Source organism: Microbacterium sp. NPDC056234, from assembly GCF_042267585.1.
In the GTDB taxonomy this organism is placed as follows: Bacteria; Actinomycetota; Actinomycetes; order Actinomycetales; family Microbacteriaceae; genus Microbacterium.
Genome location: NZ_JBHJTE010000003.1, coordinates 181,023 through 198,199 on the forward strand (window position 1 = coordinate 181,023; position 17,177 = coordinate 198,199).

17 protein-coding genes are annotated in these 17,177 nt (G+C 69.1%); 5 read left to right on the forward strand and 12 right to left on the reverse strand.

All coding sequences use genetic code 11. The features are described 5' to 3' along the window. Positions 1–146 precede the first annotated feature (146 nt). Genes erm through ACFCYE_RS10320 form a run of 4 tightly spaced genes read left to right on the forward strand, consistent with a single transcriptional unit; the run spans position 147 to position 2,697 of the window. A complete protein-coding gene (gene erm / locus ACFCYE_RS10305; protein WP_376178456.1) occupies positions 147–932 on the forward strand; it encodes a 23S ribosomal RNA methyltransferase Erm in 786 nt (261 codons plus the stop codon). A 4-nt stretch (positions 933–936) separates the two neighbouring features. Then, the gene (locus ACFCYE_RS10310; protein ID WP_376178457.1) at positions 937–1,950 is read left to right on the forward strand and encodes an FUSC family protein; all 1,014 of its coding nucleotides are present in this window, start codon (positions 937–939) and stop codon (positions 1,948–1,950) included. 43 nt (positions 1,951–1,993) lie between these two features. Continuing rightward, positions 1,994–2,392 carry a DUF1801 domain-containing protein gene (locus ACFCYE_RS10315; RefSeq protein WP_376178458.1) on the forward strand — a complete coding sequence of 133 codons (399 nt, stop codon included), beginning with the start codon at positions 1,994–1,996 and terminating at the stop codon, positions 2,390–2,392. A gap of 38 nt (positions 2,393–2,430) precedes the next feature. After that, on the forward strand, positions 2,431–2,697 hold the full coding sequence (locus ACFCYE_RS10320) for a glutaredoxin family protein (protein WP_376178460.1): 267 nt from the start codon (positions 2,431–2,433) through the stop codon (positions 2,695–2,697). Here ACFCYE_RS10320 and ACFCYE_RS10325 read toward each other — a convergent pair whose 3' ends face one another. After that, on the reverse strand, positions 2,698–3,627 hold the full coding sequence (locus ACFCYE_RS10325; protein ID WP_376178461.1) for a LysR family transcriptional regulator: 930 nt from the start codon (positions 3,625–3,627) through the stop codon (positions 2,698–2,700). Between the two features lie 71 nt (positions 3,628–3,698). Here ACFCYE_RS10325 and ACFCYE_RS10330 point away from each other — a divergent pair, with 71 nt between their 5' ends. Next, on the forward strand, positions 3,699–5,429 hold the full coding sequence (locus tag ACFCYE_RS10330) for an L-aspartate oxidase (RefSeq protein WP_376178462.1): 1,731 nt from the start codon (positions 3,699–3,701) through the stop codon (positions 5,427–5,429). 42 nt (positions 5,430–5,471) lie between these two features. Here ACFCYE_RS10330 and ACFCYE_RS10335 read toward each other — a convergent pair whose 3' ends face one another. The 11 genes from ACFCYE_RS10335 to ACFCYE_RS10385 all read right to left on the reverse strand — a co-directional run bounded on the left by ACFCYE_RS10335 (position 5,472) and on the right by ACFCYE_RS10385 (position 17,177). Continuing rightward, positions 5,472–5,855 carry a VOC family protein gene (locus ACFCYE_RS10335; RefSeq protein ID WP_376178464.1) on the reverse strand — a complete coding sequence of 128 codons (384 nt, stop codon included), beginning with the start codon at positions 5,853–5,855 and terminating at the stop codon, positions 5,472–5,474. Between the two features lie 55 nt (positions 5,856–5,910). Then, on the reverse strand, positions 5,911–6,366 hold the full coding sequence (locus ACFCYE_RS10340; protein ID WP_376178466.1) for an NUDIX hydrolase: 456 nt from the start codon (positions 6,364–6,366) through the stop codon (positions 5,911–5,913). Between the two features lie 38 nt (positions 6,367–6,404). After that, a complete protein-coding gene (gene thrC, locus ACFCYE_RS10345) occupies positions 6,405–7,808 on the reverse strand; it encodes a threonine synthase (protein WP_376178467.1) in 1,404 nt (467 codons plus the stop codon). A 71-nt stretch (positions 7,809–7,879) separates the two neighbouring features. Beyond that, on the reverse strand, positions 7,880–8,374 hold the full coding sequence (locus ACFCYE_RS10350) for a methylated-DNA--[protein]-cysteine S-methyltransferase (RefSeq protein ID WP_376178468.1): 495 nt from the start codon (positions 8,372–8,374) through the stop codon (positions 7,880–7,882). An 18-nt stretch (positions 8,375–8,392) separates the two neighbouring features. Beyond that, complete coding sequence (locus ACFCYE_RS10355) at positions 8,393–9,868, reverse strand: deoxyguanosinetriphosphate triphosphohydrolase family protein (RefSeq protein WP_376178470.1); 1,476 nt, start codon at positions 9,866–9,868, stop codon at positions 8,393–8,395. A gap of 33 nt (positions 9,869–9,901) precedes the next feature. Then, positions 9,902–10,912, reverse strand: coding sequence for an inositol 2-dehydrogenase (gene iolG, locus ACFCYE_RS10360; RefSeq protein ID WP_376178472.1), 1,011 nt, complete (start codon positions 10,910–10,912; stop codon positions 9,902–9,904). 27 nt (positions 10,913–10,939) lie between these two features. After that, positions 10,940–11,857, reverse strand: a complete 918-nt coding sequence (locus ACFCYE_RS10365; RefSeq protein WP_376178474.1) for a sugar phosphate isomerase/epimerase family protein — start codon at positions 11,855–11,857, stop codon at positions 10,940–10,942. 2 nt (positions 11,858–11,859) lie between these two features. Continuing rightward, entirely contained in the window at positions 11,860–13,782 is a 1,923-nt protein-coding gene (gene iolD / locus ACFCYE_RS10370) for a 3D-(3,5/4)-trihydroxycyclohexane-1,2-dione acylhydrolase (decyclizing) (RefSeq protein ID WP_376178475.1), read from the reverse strand. Continuing rightward, positions 13,779–14,696 (reverse strand): 5-deoxy-glucuronate isomerase, encoded by a 918-nt coding sequence (iolB, locus tag ACFCYE_RS10375; protein WP_376178477.1) that lies wholly within the window; start codon positions 14,694–14,696, stop codon positions 13,779–13,781. The genes iolD and iolB overlap by 4 nt, the downstream gene beginning before the upstream one ends. Beyond that, entirely contained in the window at positions 14,696–16,264 is a 1,569-nt protein-coding gene (locus ACFCYE_RS10380) for a CoA-acylating methylmalonate-semialdehyde dehydrogenase (RefSeq protein WP_376178479.1), read from the reverse strand. The genes iolB and ACFCYE_RS10380 overlap by 1 nt, the downstream gene beginning before the upstream one ends. 22 nt (positions 16,265–16,286) lie before the next feature. Beyond that, a complete protein-coding gene (locus tag ACFCYE_RS10385; RefSeq protein WP_376178481.1) occupies positions 16,287–17,177 on the reverse strand; it encodes a deoxyribose-phosphate aldolase in 891 nt (296 codons plus the stop codon).

Consider the following 17,177-nt stretch of genomic DNA (forward strand, 5'->3'; position numbering starts at 1 on the left):
ACCGCCGCGCCTGACGGCGCGCTGACGGTCGCTCTCTTCGCCTTCGCTCTGCGCGTCGTTCCCGGATGTCCTGCACCCGGTAGCGCGTTCGCCGTGCCTTCGCACGCCCGCTCGCGGGTGCTCCCTTCCTTCGACCGGAGCGCACCATGCGACCTCATTCCCACACCGGCGGCCGCCACGAACTCGGCCAGAACTTCCTCACCCATCGCCCGACCCTGAGACGGATCGCCGACCTCGTCGCCGACACCGACGGACCGATCCTCGAGCTCGGCGCCGGTGACGGCGCCCTCACCGAGCACCTCATCCCCCTCGGCCGCGACCTGCGAGCGATCGACATCGATGCACGCCGCGTCGACCGGCTCAGGGCGCGTCTGCCCGCGGCATCCGTCCAGCTGGCCGACGCCCTGCACGAGCCGCTGGATCGACCGGTCGTCGTGGGGAACATCCCGTTCCACCTCACGACGCCGATCCTGCGTCGACTGCTCGAGCAGGACGGATGGCAGCACGCCGTGCTCCTCACGCAGTGGGAGGTCGCGCGCAAGCGGGCGGGCGTCGGCGGGGCGACCATGATGACCGCTCAGGCCGCGCCGTGGTTCACGTTCCGGCTGCACGATCGGGTCCCGGCCGCCCATTTCCGGCCCATGCCCGCCGTGGACGGCGGCATCCTCACGGTGTCCCGCCGTCGGCGCGCGCTCGTCGCGACGCGGGACAGGCGACGGTACGAGTCATTCATCTCCGCGGTGTTCCGCGGCCGTGGGCACGGCATGCTCCAGGTGCTGCGGAACACGGGGCATCCGCCCTCGCACGCGCAGGGCGCCCTGAGCGATGCAGGTGTCGCACACCGGGCGCTTCCGCGGGATCTGCGACCCGAGCAGTGGGCGACCCTGTGGGCGAGGCTCAGCGCGGAGGAGCGACGCCGCGCGAGACAATAGTCGGGTGAGTCTGTTCGCGTTCGGCCCGTCGCGTGGTCCGCGGTGGCCGATCGGGCTGCAGGCGGCGATCGGCCTCGCGGGGCCGATCGCCGTCATGACCCTGCTCGGGCTGCCCGCTCTCGGGTACATCGCCGCCTCGGGTGCGTTCACGGTGCTCTTCGTCGGCTCATCGCCCGTCGTCGAACGCGCCAGAGTCCTGCCGTTCGTCGCGGCGGGGCTCATCGTCAGCGCGGCCCTGGGCGTGCTGGCGGCGCCGAGTACGTGGCTCGTGCTCGAGGGCGTCGTGATCGTGGCCATCGGCAGCGCCGCGCTGTCGTTCGGTTTCCGGCTCGGTCCACCGGGGCCGCTGTTCTTCGTGCTCGTCTTCGGATTGTCGGCGCACGTCGTCACGAGCGCGCCGATCGCGAGCCCCGTCTATCTTGCGGCGTTCGCGGCCGGCTGCGCGTTCTCGTACCTCGTCGCCGTCTCGCCCCTGCTGCTGCCGCGTCCGCGATCGGTCACGGCACGGCCGCTGCGGGATCTGCTCCCCGGCCCCGCCCTGGATGCGGACGGAAGGATGCTCCTGCTGCGGGTCGCGATCGTCTCGGTGATCGGCGTGCTGTCGGCGCTCGTCGTCGACCCGGCGCGCAGCTACTGGGTGGTGGGAGCGGCGGTCGCCGTGATCGGCGTCGCCGCCGACCGCGCGGCCGCGCTGCAGCGCGGTCTGCATCGGATGCTCGGCACGATCGTCGGTGCCGGCCTGTACGCGCTGCTGGCGCTGCTGCATCCTGCGGGGCTGTGGCTGGCGCTGCTGCTCGGCATCCTGCAGTTCCTCATCGAACTCGTCGTCGTTCGTCATTACGCCCTGGCACTGGTGTTCATCACACCGCTCGTGCTGCTGCTCACAGGAGCGGCGACGGGAGACATCGGCGACATGTCGATCGCGCTCGAGCGGATCGTCGACACCATCGTCGGCGCTGCGCTGGGCGCGGCATCGGGCTTCCTGCATCCGCGCCGGATTCCTCGCGCGGTTTCCTAGCCCTGGCCTGGACCGGTTCGCGCAGATCGGCGATACTCGCTGCATGGCACGCGCCCGAGAGATCGACGACTTCCACGCACGGCATCCCGCATCGGATCGCGCGATCTTCGTCGCGCTGGCCGAGGTGATCGAACGCGGGCTGCCCGAAGCCGTCGGAAGGATCTGGCATGCGCACCCCGTGTGGTTCCTCGACGGCAACCCGATCGTCGGATACAACCGGCTGAAGGACGCCGTTCGTCTGATGTTCTGGAGCGGTCGATCCTTCGACGAGCCGGGCCTCACCCCGACCGGGACGTTCCAGGCCGGCGAGGTGCGGTACACCGATGTCGAGCAGGTCGACGTCGACGACCTCGTGCGCTGGCTGGCGGCCGCGCGCGACGTGCAGTGGGATTACGAGCACATCCGCACGAATCGCGGCCTGGTCACGCGCACCGACTTCTGATCGGGAACAGCGCGGCCTCGTTCGCGGTTCGCTCCAGCATGGAGATCACGCTCGTCACCTCCGCCTTCTGCGGTGCCTGCGCGCGCACCAGGGCGGTGATCGCCGACGCCGCGCGTTTCCTGCCGGATGCGACGGTGACCGAGATCGACGTCGCGACCGATCCGGATGCCGCAGAGGCGCTCGACATCACGTTCACCCCGACCGTGATCGTCCGCAATGCGTCCGGCGAGCAGACGTTCCGTGCGGAGGGCGTGCCGACCGTGCCTCAGATGCTCGCCGCTGCCGTCACCGCGCTGCCCTCCTGATCAGCGCACCAGCCGCAGGGTCTCCGGAGACGCCGACGCGAGAGCGGCGGCGGTGGACACGATCACCTCGCGCATCGCCGCCGCGGCTCTGGTCGGATTCACATCCGATCGATGCGCGAGGCTGATCGTCCGCGTCAGCTGCGGGTCGGTCAGCCGGACGGCGCGCAGGTTCGGCCGATCCACGAGAACGGTCGCCGGGACGACCGCGACGCCGAGTCCTCGTTCGACGAAGCGCAGGACGGCATCCATCTCGGCGCCTTCGACGACGATCGTCGGCGCCAGGCCGGCCGCGCGGAACGCGGCATCCGTCGCGGCGCGCAGATCGTAGCTCTCCGCGAACGCGACCAACGGCAGGGTCGCCAGCCGTGCGAGGTCGATCGCGGCGTCGGCGACCGGCGGCGCGGCGGATGCAGAGGCCACGACGAGCTCCTCCGTGAGCAGCGGCGTGCGCACGAGCGTCGGCTCTCCGGCCGGAAGCCCTTCGGACAGTGTGATGAGCGCCATGTCGAGCTCTCCGGCCGCGAGGCGTTCGATGAGCAGGCGCGAACCGGCCTCTGTTAGCTGCAGGCCGATGCCTGGGTGCGCGGGGTGGAACGCGCTCATCGCCTCGGCGACCAGACTCACGCACAGCGTCGGCGTCGCCCCGAGGCGCACCCGTCCACGTTGCAGCCCGGCGATCTCGCCCATCTCGACGCGGATCGCGTCGGCATCGGCCAGCATCCGGCGAGCGCGAGGAAGCAGCGTCTCGCCGGCGGCCGTCAGGGTGATGTTGCCACGGGCGCGGTGGAACAGCTCGCTGCCCACCTCGTGCTCGAGGGTCGCGATCTGGCGGCTCAACGACGGCTGGGCGACGTGGAGCGTCTCGGCCGCCCTGGTGAAGTGGCCGATCTCGGCGATCGCGACGAAGCCGCGCAGCTGCTCCAGTTTCATGTACTCAGGCTATCGCGATCATGAAAACTATTCATTGGAGTTATCGACGCTGAGTTCTTAGCGTGGAAGGCATGAGCACTCGCGAACGCCAGATCTCCACCACCGTCCTCGTCATCGGCACCGGCGGCTCCGGCCTGCGCGCCGCGATCGAGGTCGCCGAACAGGGCGTCGACGTCCTCGCGGTCGGCAAGCGCCCTCGTAGCGATGCGCACACGTCGCTGGCGGCCGGCGGGATCAACGCGGCCCTCAGAACGATGGATGCCGAGGACAGCTGGCAGCAGCACGCGGCCGACACGATCACCGAGAGCTACCTGCTCGCCAACCCGCACACGGTCGAGGTCGTCACGCGCGGCGCGGAGCGCGGCATCCGGGATCTGGAGCGCTGGGGCATGGACTTCGCGCGCGAGGACGACGGCCGTATCTCGCAGCGCTTCTTCGGCGCGCACACCTTCCGACGCACGGCGTTCGCCGGCGACTACACCGGGCTCGAGATCCAGCGCACGCTCGTGCGCCGCGCCGAACAACTGGACGTCCCGATCCTGGACGGCATCTACATCACCCGCATCCTCGTGAAGGACAACGTGGTCTTCGGCGCCTACGGTTTCGATCAGGCCGACGGCACTCGCTACCTGATCCACGCGGATGCCGTGATCCTGGCCGCCGGCGGCCACAATCGCATCTGGCGGCGCACGTCATCGCGCCGCGATGAGAACACCGGCGATTCCTTCCGCCTCGCGGTCGATGCCGGCGCGCGCCTGCGCGACCCGGAGCTCGTGCAGTTCCACCCGTCCGGCATCATCGAGCCGGAGAACGCCGCGGGGACCCTCATCTCCGAGGCGGCACGAGGCGAGGGCGGAATCCTCCGCAACGCCCTCGGCGAGCGCTTCATGGCGACCTACGACCCCGAGCGCATGGAGCTGTCGACGCGGGACCGCGTCGCTCTGGCCGCCTACACCGAGATCCAGGAGGGCCGGGGCACTCCGAACGGAGGCGTATGGCTGGATGTCTCGCACCTTCCGCGCGAGACGATCATGACGCGCCTGCCCCGCGTCTACCAGACGATGCTCGAGCTGCAGATGCTCGACATCACCACGGAGCCGATCGAGATCGCACCGACCGCCCACTACTCGATGGGCGGCGTCTGGGTGCGGCCCGACGATCACAGCACCGACGTCGACGGCCTGTACGCGATCGGCGAGGCGTCCAGCGGCCTGCACGGCGCGAACCGACTCGGCGGCAACTCGCTGATCGAGCTGCTCGTCTACGGCCGGCTGGTCGGTCAGGCCGCGATCGCGCACGCGGTCGGTCTGGACGCGCAGCGCCGGTCGTCGGATGCCGTGGCGCACGCACGCGCGGAGATCGACGACCTGCTCGCCGCCGATGGACGGGAGAACGTGCGGGCCCTGCAGCGCGCGATCCGCAACACCATGACCGAGCACGCCGGCGTGGTCCGCTCGGAAGAGGGTCTGCGCGCCGGACTCGCCGAGCTCGACATGATCGAGGGGCGGATGGCGGACATCGGCATCCATCCGGATATCGCGGGATTCCAGGATCTCGCCCACGCCTTCGATCTGAAGGCTTCGGCACTGGCGGCGCGCGCGACGCTGGAGGCCGCGCGCGAGCGCCGCGAGACCCGCGGATGCCACAACCGCAGCGATTTCCCGGACATGGACCCCACGCTTCAGGTGAATCTCGTCTGGTCGCCGTCGACCGGCGTGACCCGCGAGGAGATCTCTGAAGTCCCCGCCGAGATCGCCGCCCTCATGCGGGACGTCGACACGGCCGGCAAGCTCGTGGAGTGAGGGGGCGTCACCCCGCCGCGCGAGGAGGACTGACGCGCTGCGTCAGTCCGAGAGCACCGAGAGGATGTTCCCCGCCGGGTCCGTGAACCAGGCGATGTCAGGTCCCTGGCCGGAGGCCTTGCCACGCAGGATGCCCTTGTCGTCCTGGCCCATGCCGTCGTAGCGCTGCATCGTGACGCCCTTCGCGACGAGCTCGTCCACGACGGCGTCGATGTCCGCGACCGGGAAGTTCAGGATGGTGAACGTCGCGGGCTGGTGGTCGTCCTTCGGATAGATGAGCACGGCGCCGCCCTTCGGCAGCTGCACCGAGATCAGGCCTCCCCCGCCTTCCTCGACGGTGAGGCCGAGCACGCCCTCGTAGAAGGCACGGGAGGCCGCCAGGTCGTTGGATGACATGCCGCTGAACGCATCGGAGTTCTCGAACATCATTGCCCCTTCGGTCGAACCCCACCCTTCCACCGGGCGGTGCCGGGGACAAGGGTCAGTGCAGAGGATCGGCGAGCGAAGCGGGATCGTCCGCGAGTTCGGCGGCGATCGCGACGATGCCGTCCGGGTTGAACGGCATCCCGAGATCCGACAGCGGGAACCAGCCGGCCGTCGTGGTGTTGTCGAGGATCGGCATCCGTGCGTCGAACGCCGTCTCCTCGAGCTCGGGTGAACGCACCGCGAAGACATGGACCACTTCGTGGCCTGCCTTCCCCGCGAGCGCGAACAGGTTCTCCGTGACGGCCAGCAGCCGGACTTCGGTGAGAGTCACGCCGAGCTCTTCCAGGAATTCTCGTCGGACGGCATCCTCGGCGCGCTCGCCGAAGTCGATCCCGCCGCCGATGGCGCGCAGGAAGTGTGGATGACGTTCGGTCTCGCGATATTCCTCGGCGAGAACCCGCCCCTCACGGATCAGCAATCCGACGGCGATGTTCCTGATGCTTCCGCTCACCCGGCCACCATAGCGAAAGCAGCCTCGGCGACGGATGCTCAGCGCAGCGCGTGCTGCTCGATGAAGGCGCGGAGAGCCTGAGCGTCGTCGGGCAGCTCGGTCACGTGCTGCGGCGCGTCGAGCATCGCCTGCAGCTCGGGCGAGTACTCGAGCTGTACGCCGATGGCCTCGAGGATCGTCTCGGCGAACTTCTGCGGCTTGGCGGTCTCGAGCACGAGCATCGGCACGCCGGACTCGACGAAGTCCCTGGCGACTCTCACGCCGTCCGCGGTGTGCGGGTCGATGATGTCGCCGGATGCCTCGTACACGCCCCGGATGGTCTCCAGTCGATCCGCGTGCGTCGAGGTGCCGCTGACGATGCCGAACTCCTCCGTGAACCGCGACAGGTCGGCGGAGAAGTCGAAGAAGCCCTGCTCGCCGAGTTCGTTCCAGGCGCCGACGACGCGGGAGGCATCGCGGCCGACGAGCTCGAAGATGAAGCGCTCGAGGTTCGACGCCTTCGAGATGTCCATCGACGGGCTCGAGGTCGCGAGAGTCTGAGCGGCGCTGCGGGGCCGGTAGATGCCCGTGCGGAAGAACTCGTCCAGCACGTTGTTCTCATTGGCCGCGAGCACGAGACGGTGGATCGGCAACCCCATCTGCTTCGCATAGAAGCCGGAAAGGATGTTGCCGAAGTTGCCAGACGGCACGGTGAAGCTGAGCTCGGCCCAGCCCCCGGCATCCGTCGCGCGCAGCCAGGCCCAGAAGTAGTACACGACCTGAGCGGTGATGCGGGCGAGGTTGATCGAGTTGACCGCGCCCAGGTGCTGTGCGCGCTTGAAGTCGAGATCCCCGGCGAGCGCCTTGACCAGGTTCTGGCAGTCGTCGAAGACGCCGTCCACGGTGATGTTGTGGACGTTCGCGTCGTCGAGCGAGAACATCTGCGCACGCTGGAACGCGCTCATCCGCCCTTGCGGCGACAGCATGAAGACCGAGATGCGCTCCTTGCCGCGGAGGGCGTGCTCGGCGGCCGAGCCGGTGTCGCCCGACGTGGCGCCGAGGATGTTGAGGACCGATCCCTTGCGCTCCAGCGCGTATTCGACGACCTGGCCGAGGAACTGCATCGCCATGTCCTTGAAGGCCAGCGTCGGCCCTTCCGACAGGCCGACGAGCGTGAGCTCGTCATCGATCCGGCGCAGCGGCACGACTTCGCCGGGGAAATCGGCGTAGGCGGCATCCGTCATGCGTGCGAGGTCCTCGCGCGGGATGTCCGTGGCGAAGAGGCCGAGCACCTCGGTCGCGAGCTGCGGGTACGTCAGCGCGCGCCAGCGCTCGAGCGTCTCCCCGTCGACCGTCGGCATCGTCTCGGGGACGGCGAGTCCGCCGTCCGGCGCGAGGCCTTCGAGCAACGTCTCGCAGTACGGCAGCGGCTGCATGCCGCCTCGGGTGGAGATGTACTGCACTTCGGCTCCTCGGTCTGGATTCGGCACGGGCCTCCATTCTCGCAGGTGCGTCGGAGCAGATGACGCACGAGTCAGAACAGGCTTGTCGGCAGAGCCCCCTCGTGCTCGAGCAGCCGGCGCTTGGTCGCCAGGCCCTGCCCGTGGTCTCCGCCGGAGTAACCGCCGAGCCCGTCGCCGGCCACCACGCGATGGCAGGGCACGATGATCGGGACGGGGTTCGCGCCCATGATCGCTCCTATCCCGCGAGCGGGGACGTCGGTGCCGCTGCGGGCGGCGAGTCCGCCGTAGGTGATGGTCTCGCCGTGAGCCACCGTCCGGCGAAGCGTCAGCAGAACGGCGCGGGTCGTCTCCGTCTGTCGCCCGAGATCCACCGGCAGGTCGAATCGGGTCAGGATGCCGTCGAAGTAGGCGCTCAGCTGTGCCAGTGCCTCCTCCAGGAGCGGGTCCGGCGCGGCATCCACTCCGTCCGGCGGCGCCGAGCGCCACGCGACCCGGGTGATCGCCGTGCCGTCGCTGACGACACCGATGGTCCCGACCGGGGTGCTCAGCGTTCCGAAGGCGACCATGGGGCGAGGTTATCGCGACTAGAGGCCCTGTCCGGCTTCCCACAGTCGTTCGGTCTGGCCGGCGAGCAGGGCGTCGAGCGATCCGGCCTGGGCGTCGGTGAGCGACGCCACGTAGTCGATGATCCCGCGGCCGCGAGCCAGCCGGTCCCGATCGGCATTCGACCAGGCGCCACCCAGGCGGCGGTGGTCGTCGGTCGCGAGCTCGACCAGATCGATGAGCCGACGCGGGGCGCGACGGGCATCGCGCGGGTCATCGAGCCAGTCGGCGAAACCATCGACGAGCCGTTCCAGCACGCTGGCCTGCCCGCGCTGGTAGACCGTGAGATCCGGGCGCTCGAGGATGAACCTCTCGTGCAGGAACTTCAGCACAGCGACTTCGTGCCATGCCCGGCGATCGAGATTGACGTGACCGGAACGGGTGTCAGGATGCCTGCGCACTTCCACGGACGACTGCAGCCGAGAGATCCAGGCCGTGGTGAACCCGGCCAGCGCGCGCTCACTGGCGAGAGAGCCGTCGAACGGTTCGGCGAGCAGTCCGTCGATCACCTCCGCCTTGACGCGGGCGACAGCCTCTCCGAAAGCGTCCGCATCGGCGATCCAGGCATCCTTGCTCTGCAGCCGACGCCAGAGCAGCTCGAGCGAATGCCCCGGTGTCCGGGTGTCGGTCATCAGCACGTCATCGTCGAGCGTCCGGAGGTGCGCGAGATCGCGATGCCAATTGCGAAACTCGGCCGACAACGTCGCGGCGTTGAGGAGCCCGGCCCGGTAGAAATCGTCGAGATCGTGCAGCGAGTACGCGATGTCATCGGAAATGTCCATGATCGAACACTCGACCGTCTGCTGCCCGCGTTCGATCAGCGGGTACGCGGACAGAGCCTCCCTGGCATCCGACTCGTCGATCGCGTAGAAGTTGAACTTGCTCGCGCCCCCGCGGCTGGGTCCGCCCTCGCCGCGCCGCCACGGGTACTTCAGCACGGCTGAGCGCACCGCGGCAGTGAGGTTGAGCCCCACGCCGGGTCGGTCGTGCTCATCGAGGCGAGTGATGATGCGGAAAGTCTGCGCGTTCCCCTCGAAACCCTCCGTCAGGCCGAATCGGCTGCGCGCCACGCGATCCAGGGTCTGCTCGCCGAGGTGTCCGAACGGCGGATGCCCCAGATCGTGGGCAGCCGCCGCAGCCTGCACGACGACCGGATGCGCGCCGCCGAGCTCCTCAACGATGCGGCCGGCCTCATCGGTGCGGGTGGACAGCTGGCTGGCGATCGCCCGTGCGATGGCGGCGACCTTGATGGAATGCGTGAGCCGGTTGTGCACCGCCAGCCCCGCGCCGGTCTGCGAGATCACCTGCGTGACAGCCGAGAGACGAGAATAGTACGGGGAGAACCGAAGGCGCTCCACGTCGACGCGGAAGTGTGGGTGCCCTTCCGTCAGTTGAAAGGCGTTGAGCGTCTCGGGGACCCGGCGCAGCTGTCGTGGATCCTCGGTCGTCTGCGGCATAGGCCCAGTGTGGCACGGGACGCGTGCGCCGGCTCAGGCGAACCGCACCGTGACCGCGGCGTGCTCCTGCGCAGAGCGCTGTGCGGCGTCAGCGAGGATCAGGGCGGCGCGCCCGTCCTCGAAGCTCGAACTGTCCGACGCCCCGCCGCGCGCCAGGGCGATGAAGCTGGTGAGCTCAGCGGCGTAAGCCTCGGCGTAGCGCTGCAGGAAGAAATCCTCATACGGCGCCCGCGCCTCGACCCTGGCGGCAGACGAGTGGCTGACCAGGCTCGTCGAGCGGTTCGCGACCTGCAGGGAACCGCCGCTGCCGAAGGCCTCGATCCGCTGGTCGTATCCGACGGCGCTGTGACGCGAATTGATGATCGTGACCACGGCTCCGGTTGCGGCCGTGAGCGTGACGACCGCGGTGTCGAAGTCGCCGTGCGCGCGGGCACCGGCGTCGAACATGGTGGTTCCGACAGCGGACACCTCGACGATGTCTGGGAGGAAGAACCGCGCCATGTCGAAATCGTGGATCGTCATGTCGCGGAAGATGCCGCCGGACAGCGCGATGTAGTCGGCAGGCGGCGCCGCGGGGTCCCTGCTGATGATCGTGAGCTGCTCCAGGGCACCGATCTCACCGGCGGCGACGCGCGCGCGGACCTCGGCGAAGGCCGGGTCGAATCGGCGGTTGAAGCCGAGGGCGACGGGGACGCCGGCAGCGGTGATCTTCGGTCGCAGGGCCTCGACGCGCGCGATGTCCAGGTCGATCGGCTTCTCGCACAGGACGGGGATGCCGCGGTCGACCGCCTTCTCGATCAGACCGACGTGCGTCGGAGTAGGAGAGGCGATGAGCACAGCATCCACGTCGTCCGCCGCGAAGATCTCGTCCGGATCGGCCGTGGCACGGCCGCCGAAACGCTCCGCGACGCCGCGGGCTCCATCGATGAACGGATCGGCGACTCTGGACAGCGACGCATCGGGATTCGCTGCGATGTTCGCGGCATGGACCTGGCCGATCCGGCCGGTGCCGATCAGGCCGATGCGCAGGGAGTTCTCGGTCACTCTGGATTCCTTGTCTGACGGGTCCGCTCACGCCCAGGCGCGCAGCGCCTCACGGTTGGTCTTCTGGTCAGCGCTGCGAGCTCGGCGGAACGCATCGATCGCGACGTCCGGAGCGTTCAGAACGTCCTGCTCGACGACGATCCAGCCATCGAAGCCGCGCTCGTCGATCGTCGACATGACACGGTCGAGCTCGAGATCGCCCTCGCCGAAAGCGACGAACGCCCCGGACATCCATACCTCCGCCATGCCGCCACCGCTCGCCAGCACGCGAGCCAGTTCCGCTCGATTCACGTCCTTGAGGTGGAGGTGGTTGATCCTGTCGCCCCACCGGGTCACCGCATCGACCGGGTCCCCACCCGCGATGAGCAGGTGCCCGGTGTCGAGGGTGAGGTCCACGTCGACACCGGCGAGGAATCGGTCCACTTCGTCGGGCGACTCCACGAACGTGCCTGCATGGTGGTGGAAGGTCGGCTCGAAGCCTGCGGCGCGGATCAGCGCCGCCGAGCGCTCCGTGTTGGCCATCAGCCGCTTCCAGGCGTCGGCGTCGAGCGGGTCGACCTCGGCTCCGCGCCCGGGGTGGGCACGACGCACGAGAGAGCCGTCATCGGCGAGCGTCGGGAGCGGCAGTCGCGCCGGGCCTGCTTCGGCAGCATCCGAGAATACGCGTAGCGCGTCCTCCAGCACCGGAAGCGACGCTGCGAAGGCCTCATCGTCGGACAGCGGAAGCTGTACCCAGCCCCCGGCGAGCTCGAGCCCGTGCGCGGCAAGCCGTGCGCGCAGCGCGCCGTCCCGACCGAGGAATCCGACCGGTCCGAGATCGACTCCGGCGTAGCCTGCGTCGGCGAGTGAGACGAGCATCTCGTCGGCGGAGACCGTCGTTGCTCCCTCCGGTGTCATCTCGAAGACTCCGTAGCTGACCGGCGCACCGGCGATCGTGGCCTTCATCGTCACTCCTCTTCGTCGCCGAGGAGCGGTCGCTGAGCCGCACGCTCCTGCTCGTATGCCACTCGCGCGCGTTGCGTGGACTCCAACTCCGATACGGCGGGAACCGGCACATCCCACCACCCCTCGCCGTCCGGCGAGTACAGCAGCGGATCGCTCTCGATGTGGATCAAGGTCGCACTGTCGGAGGCCTTCGCCGCAGCGACCGCGGCTTTCAGATCGTCGATCGCCCCGGTCCCGGGCGCGACCTCGATGACATCGATTCCGTAGCTGCGCGCGTTCATGGCGAGGTCGACCGGCAGCACGTCGCCCCGGAAACTGCGGGCTGCGGGGTCATAGGAGCGGTACGCGGTGCCGAATCGATCGGACCCGACGGTCTCCGAGAGGTGGCCGATCGACGCGTAGCCGTGGTTCTGGATCAGGATCACGATGATCTTGATGCCCTCGGCGACCGCCGTGACGAGTTCGGAGTTCAGCATCAGATATGAACCGTCGCCGACCATGACGACGACGTCCCGGTCATCGCCGAGCGCTTCCAGGCCGCGCTTGACGCCGAGCCCGCCGGCGATCTCGTAGCCCATGCAGGAGAACGCGTACTCCACGTGGTAGCCGAGCGCGTCGCGAACCCTCCACAGCTTGTGCAGGTCGCCGGGCAGCGACCCCGCTGCCTGGACGATGACGTCCTCGGGGGCCGTGGTCGACTGCACGGCCCCGATGATCTCGGACTGCCCTGGTCGATCGAGGCCGGACGGCGCGAAGGCCGCGTCGACCACGGCATCCCATTCCGACTTCTCCCTGGCCACGCGTTCGGCGTGCGCGGGGCGCACCGACCACCCGTCCAGGCCCGCCCTCAGCGCGTCGACGGTCTCGCGCGCATCGGCGATCACCGGGATCTGCGTGCCGTGCTTATAGGCGTCGAAGGGCGCGATGTTGACGTTGACGAAGCGGACCGCAGGGTCCTGGAACGCCGTGCGGGATGCGGTCGTGAAGTCGCTGTAGCGTGTGCCGATGCCGATCACGAGGTCCGCTTCGGCTGCCAATCGGTTCGCGGCGGCCGTGCCGGTCGCCCCGACGGCGCCCACGTTCTGCGGGTGGTCCCACGGCAGGGCGCCGCCTCCGGCCTGCGTCGTGCCGACCGGGATGCCGGTGGCCTCAACGAGGGTGCGCAGCGCATCCTCGGCCCCGGAGTAGATGACTCCGCCGCCGGCGACGAGCAGCGGACGCTCAGCCGTGCGGATCGCCGCGACGGCGCGTCCGAGCGCCTGGCGCTCCGGCACAGGACGGCGGATGTGCCATTCGCGCTCTTCCAGGAACGCGAGCGGGACTTCGATGCTCTCGGCCTGGACGTCCTCGGGCAGCGCGATCGTCACCGCGCCGGTCTCGACCGGATCCGTGAGCACACGCATCGCGGCCAGCGCCGTGGAGAAGAGCTGTTCGGGCCGCTGCACGCGGTCGAAGAACTTCGACAGCGGCCGGAAGGCGTCGTTGACCGTCAGCCCGGTATCCCACGGCTGCTCCAGCTGCTGCAGCACGGGGTCGGCGACCCGCGTGGCGAAGGTGTCGCTGGGGAGAAGCAGCGCCGGAAGGCGATTCGTCGTCGCGAGCGCGGCGCCGGTGAGCATGTTGGTCGCGCCCGGCCCGACGGATGCGGCGGACGCGAACGTGGACCGGCGACGGTGGATTCGCGCGTATCCGACGGACTGGTGCACCATGGCCTGTTCGTTGCGGGCCTGGTGGTACGGCATGAGATCGGGCTGCTGCACGTTGAGCTGCCGCAGCGCCTGGCCGATGCCTGCGACGTTGCCGTGCCCGAAGATGCCGAAGACTCCGGGGATGGTGCGCTCGCGGATATCGCCGTCGACGGTCCACTGATGCGCGAGGAACTCGATGAGCGCCTGGCTCACCGTCATGCGCTTCGTCGCTGTCATCGGTTCGCTCCTTCGTCCGCGAGGGGCAGCCGCGGGTCGATGCCTTCACTCGGCCAGGACGCCCTGGTCCATGTGTGCGCAGGGTCGTCGGTGATGAGCCACGCACGTTCCGGGTCGGGTCCTGCCATCACGTTGAGGTAGTACAGGTCGTAACCGGGGGCGGCTACGGCCGGACCATGGTACCCGTAGGGGATCAGCGCGATGTCACCCGTGCGCACCATCGCATCAATGTCGATCTCCCCCGCAGGCGACGAGTACGCGCTGAACAGGCCGAACGCTCCATCAGCCGTGCCACCGGCCGCGCCGCGCGTCGGCGCGGATTCGAAGTAGTAGATCTCCTCGAGTCGCGTCTCCGCGCCCGGAACGTGCTCGTCGTGCTTGTGCGGCGGATACGAGGACCAGTTCGAAGCCGGCGTGATGACCTCGCACACGATCAGCCGGGCCGCGTCCAGCACGCCGGGTGTGCCGAAGTTGTGCACCTCGCGGCTGGCTGCACCGCCGCCGCGCAGTTCGGCCGGTGCAGCATCCGCGAGGATGTGCTGCACCGGACGGGCGACCCCCGACGGAGAGGTCGCCACCGCGAACCGGCCGAGACCGGTGATCGTCGCCCTGGCACGCGGCGGGAGGTAGAGCACATCTGTCGGTCCGGCGAAGACAGAGGATCGCCCGGTCAGCGCAATCGTGCCCTCGCCCTTTCCGGTGTCGTACCTCACCGCGAAGGCCCCGGAGAGCGGCACGATGAGCTGCTCGACGCCACCGTACGGCAGAACGAGCGTCTCGCCGTCGGCGAGTTCGGCGATGCGGATGCCGGTGTGCTGCCACCCAGGCATCCGATCGTCGACGATGCTCTCCCAGCCGTCGGCGGCGAGGGCGCCGCGGCGGTGGAACCACTGCGATCCGGACCCGGTGGACATCAGGCGTTCCGGGGGAAGCCGAGGTTGATGCCGCCGTGCTCGCCGGAGTCGCGCTTGGCCGGGTCGATCCAGCGCGCCGTGACCGCCTTCTCCCGCGTGAAGAAGTCGAAGCCGTGCACACCGTAGGCCTTCGCGTCGCCGAACAGCGACTTCTTCCAGCCACCGAACGAGTGGTACGCGACCGGCACGGGGATCGGCACATTGATGCCGACCATCCCGACCTGGACCTCGCTCTGGAAGCGGCGGGCCGCCCCGCCGTCGTTGGTGAAGATCGCGGTGCCGTTGCCGAACTGTCCGGAGTTGATCAGCGCGAGTCCTTCATCGTAGGTCTCGACGCGCACGACCGACAGCACAGGGCCGAAGATCTCCTCGGTGTACGCGCGGCTGTCGGTGGGTACCCGGTCGAGCAGCGTCGGGCCGAAGAAGAAGCCCTCTTCTCGTCCGTCGACGCAGAACCCGCGCCCGTCGACGACGACCTCGGCGCCGTCGGCCTCGGCGATGTCGACGTACTGCGAGACCTTGTCCCTGTGCGCCTGGGAGATCAGCGGCCCCATGTCGGGCTCCACGCCGTCGGCGCCCGCGCCGTCGCCGACGCGCAGGCGGCCGATGCGCTCACGGACCTTCGCGACGAGGTCGTCCGCGACCGGCTCGACTGCCAGGACCACCGAGACGGCCATGCAGCGTTCACCCGCCGCGCCGTATCCGGCGTTGATCGCGGAATCCGCGACGAGATCCAAGTCCGCGTCGGGCAGCACGAGCATGTGATTCTTCGCGCCCCCCAGCGCCTGCACGCGCTTGCCGTGCCGCGAAGCGGACTCGTAGATGTACTGGGCGATCGGCGTCGACCCGACGAAACTGATCGACTCGACCACCGGCGAGGTCAGCAGACCGTCCACAGCCGCCTTGTCGCCCTGCAGCACCGTGAACACGCCATCCGGAAGCCCTGCTTCCCTCCACAGCGCCGCCATCCACAGTGCCGCAGAAGGATCCTTCTCACTGGGCTTGAGAATCACGGCGTTGCCGGCGGCGATCGCGATCGGGAAGAACCACATCGGCACCATGGCGGGGAAGTTGAACGGGCTGATGATGCCGACGACGCCCAGGGGCTGCTTGATCGAGTAGACGTCGACACCCGTCGACACGGACTCGGAGTACGCGCCCTTGATGAGGGTCGGGAACCCGCAGGCGAGCTCGACGACCTCCTGACCGCGCAGGATCTCGCCGAGTGCGTCCGAGACGACCTTTCCGTGCTCCGCGGTGATGATCTCCGCCAGCTCCTGCTTGCGGGCGTTCAGCAGCTCGCGGAATGAGAACAGCACGGCCTGACGCTTGGCGGCCGAGTACGCCGACCACACGCGGAATCCGCGTTCGGCCGAGGCGATCGCCCGTGCGATCTCGTCCTCGTCCGCGAGCGCGACGTGCGCGGTGATCTCACCTGTCGCCGGGTTGAACACCGGCGCCGTGCGTCCGCTCGTGGACGGGTGCTCGGCGCCGTCGATCCAGTGCGAGATCGATCGCGCACCGGAGTCGATGGTGCGGGGGTTTGCCTCGGTGTCGGCAACGCTCATGAGGGTCTCTTTCGTCAGGGGATCAGAGATCGAGGTGAACCAGTCGCGCCGCGGTGTCTACGGCACCGGCAACATCGTCGTCCTGGGGGTACAGCAGGGTTCGCCCGACGGTCAGCCCGCGCACCCCGGGGAGAGCGAGCGCGTCCTCCCAGGAGGCGAAGGTCTCCTCCTGGTCGTCGCCGCCGTCGCCGCCCAGCAGCAGAGTCGGCATCGTCGTGGCCGCCATCACCCGCTCCATGTCCGGGACGACAGGCAGCTTCATCCAGGTGTATGCGCTGCTGCCCCCGATGCCGGCGGCGATCGCGACGGAGAGAACGACCGCCTCCGGCGTCAGATCGTTGACGACGCGCCCATCGACCCATCGGCTCATGAACGGCTCGAGCATGATCGGCAGTTGGGACGACGCCGCCTGCGAGACCGCTCGTGCCGTGGATTCCATCGTGCGCACGGTCGCCGGGTCATCCAGGTTCAGGCGGAGCAGCACCTTGGCGAAGTCGATGCCGGCGGCGTTGATCGACGGCACGTCGAAGCCCGTGAAGCGGTCGTCCATCTCGAACGTCGATGCACGCAGACCGCCTCGGTTCATCGATCCGACGAGAACCTTGTCGTCCAGGAGCCCGAGCAGCGCGAGATCGTCGAGGATGTCCGGCGTGCCGAGCACACCATCCACCCCTGGATGGCTGAGCGCGATGGCGAGCCGCTCCAGCAGCCGGTAGCGATCGGCCATCGCATCTTTCCGGTCGCTGACGGCGAGGGCGCCGCGGGCCGGATGATCAGCCGCGATGATGAACAGCCGGCCGTCCCCGCGCACAAGCGGACGGCGGACTCGCGCGGCGTAGGCGGCCGCGACCGACTGCGGGTCCTCCGCACGAACACGTCGCAGTTCGGTGAAGTCCAGAGCGGGCGCAGGCAT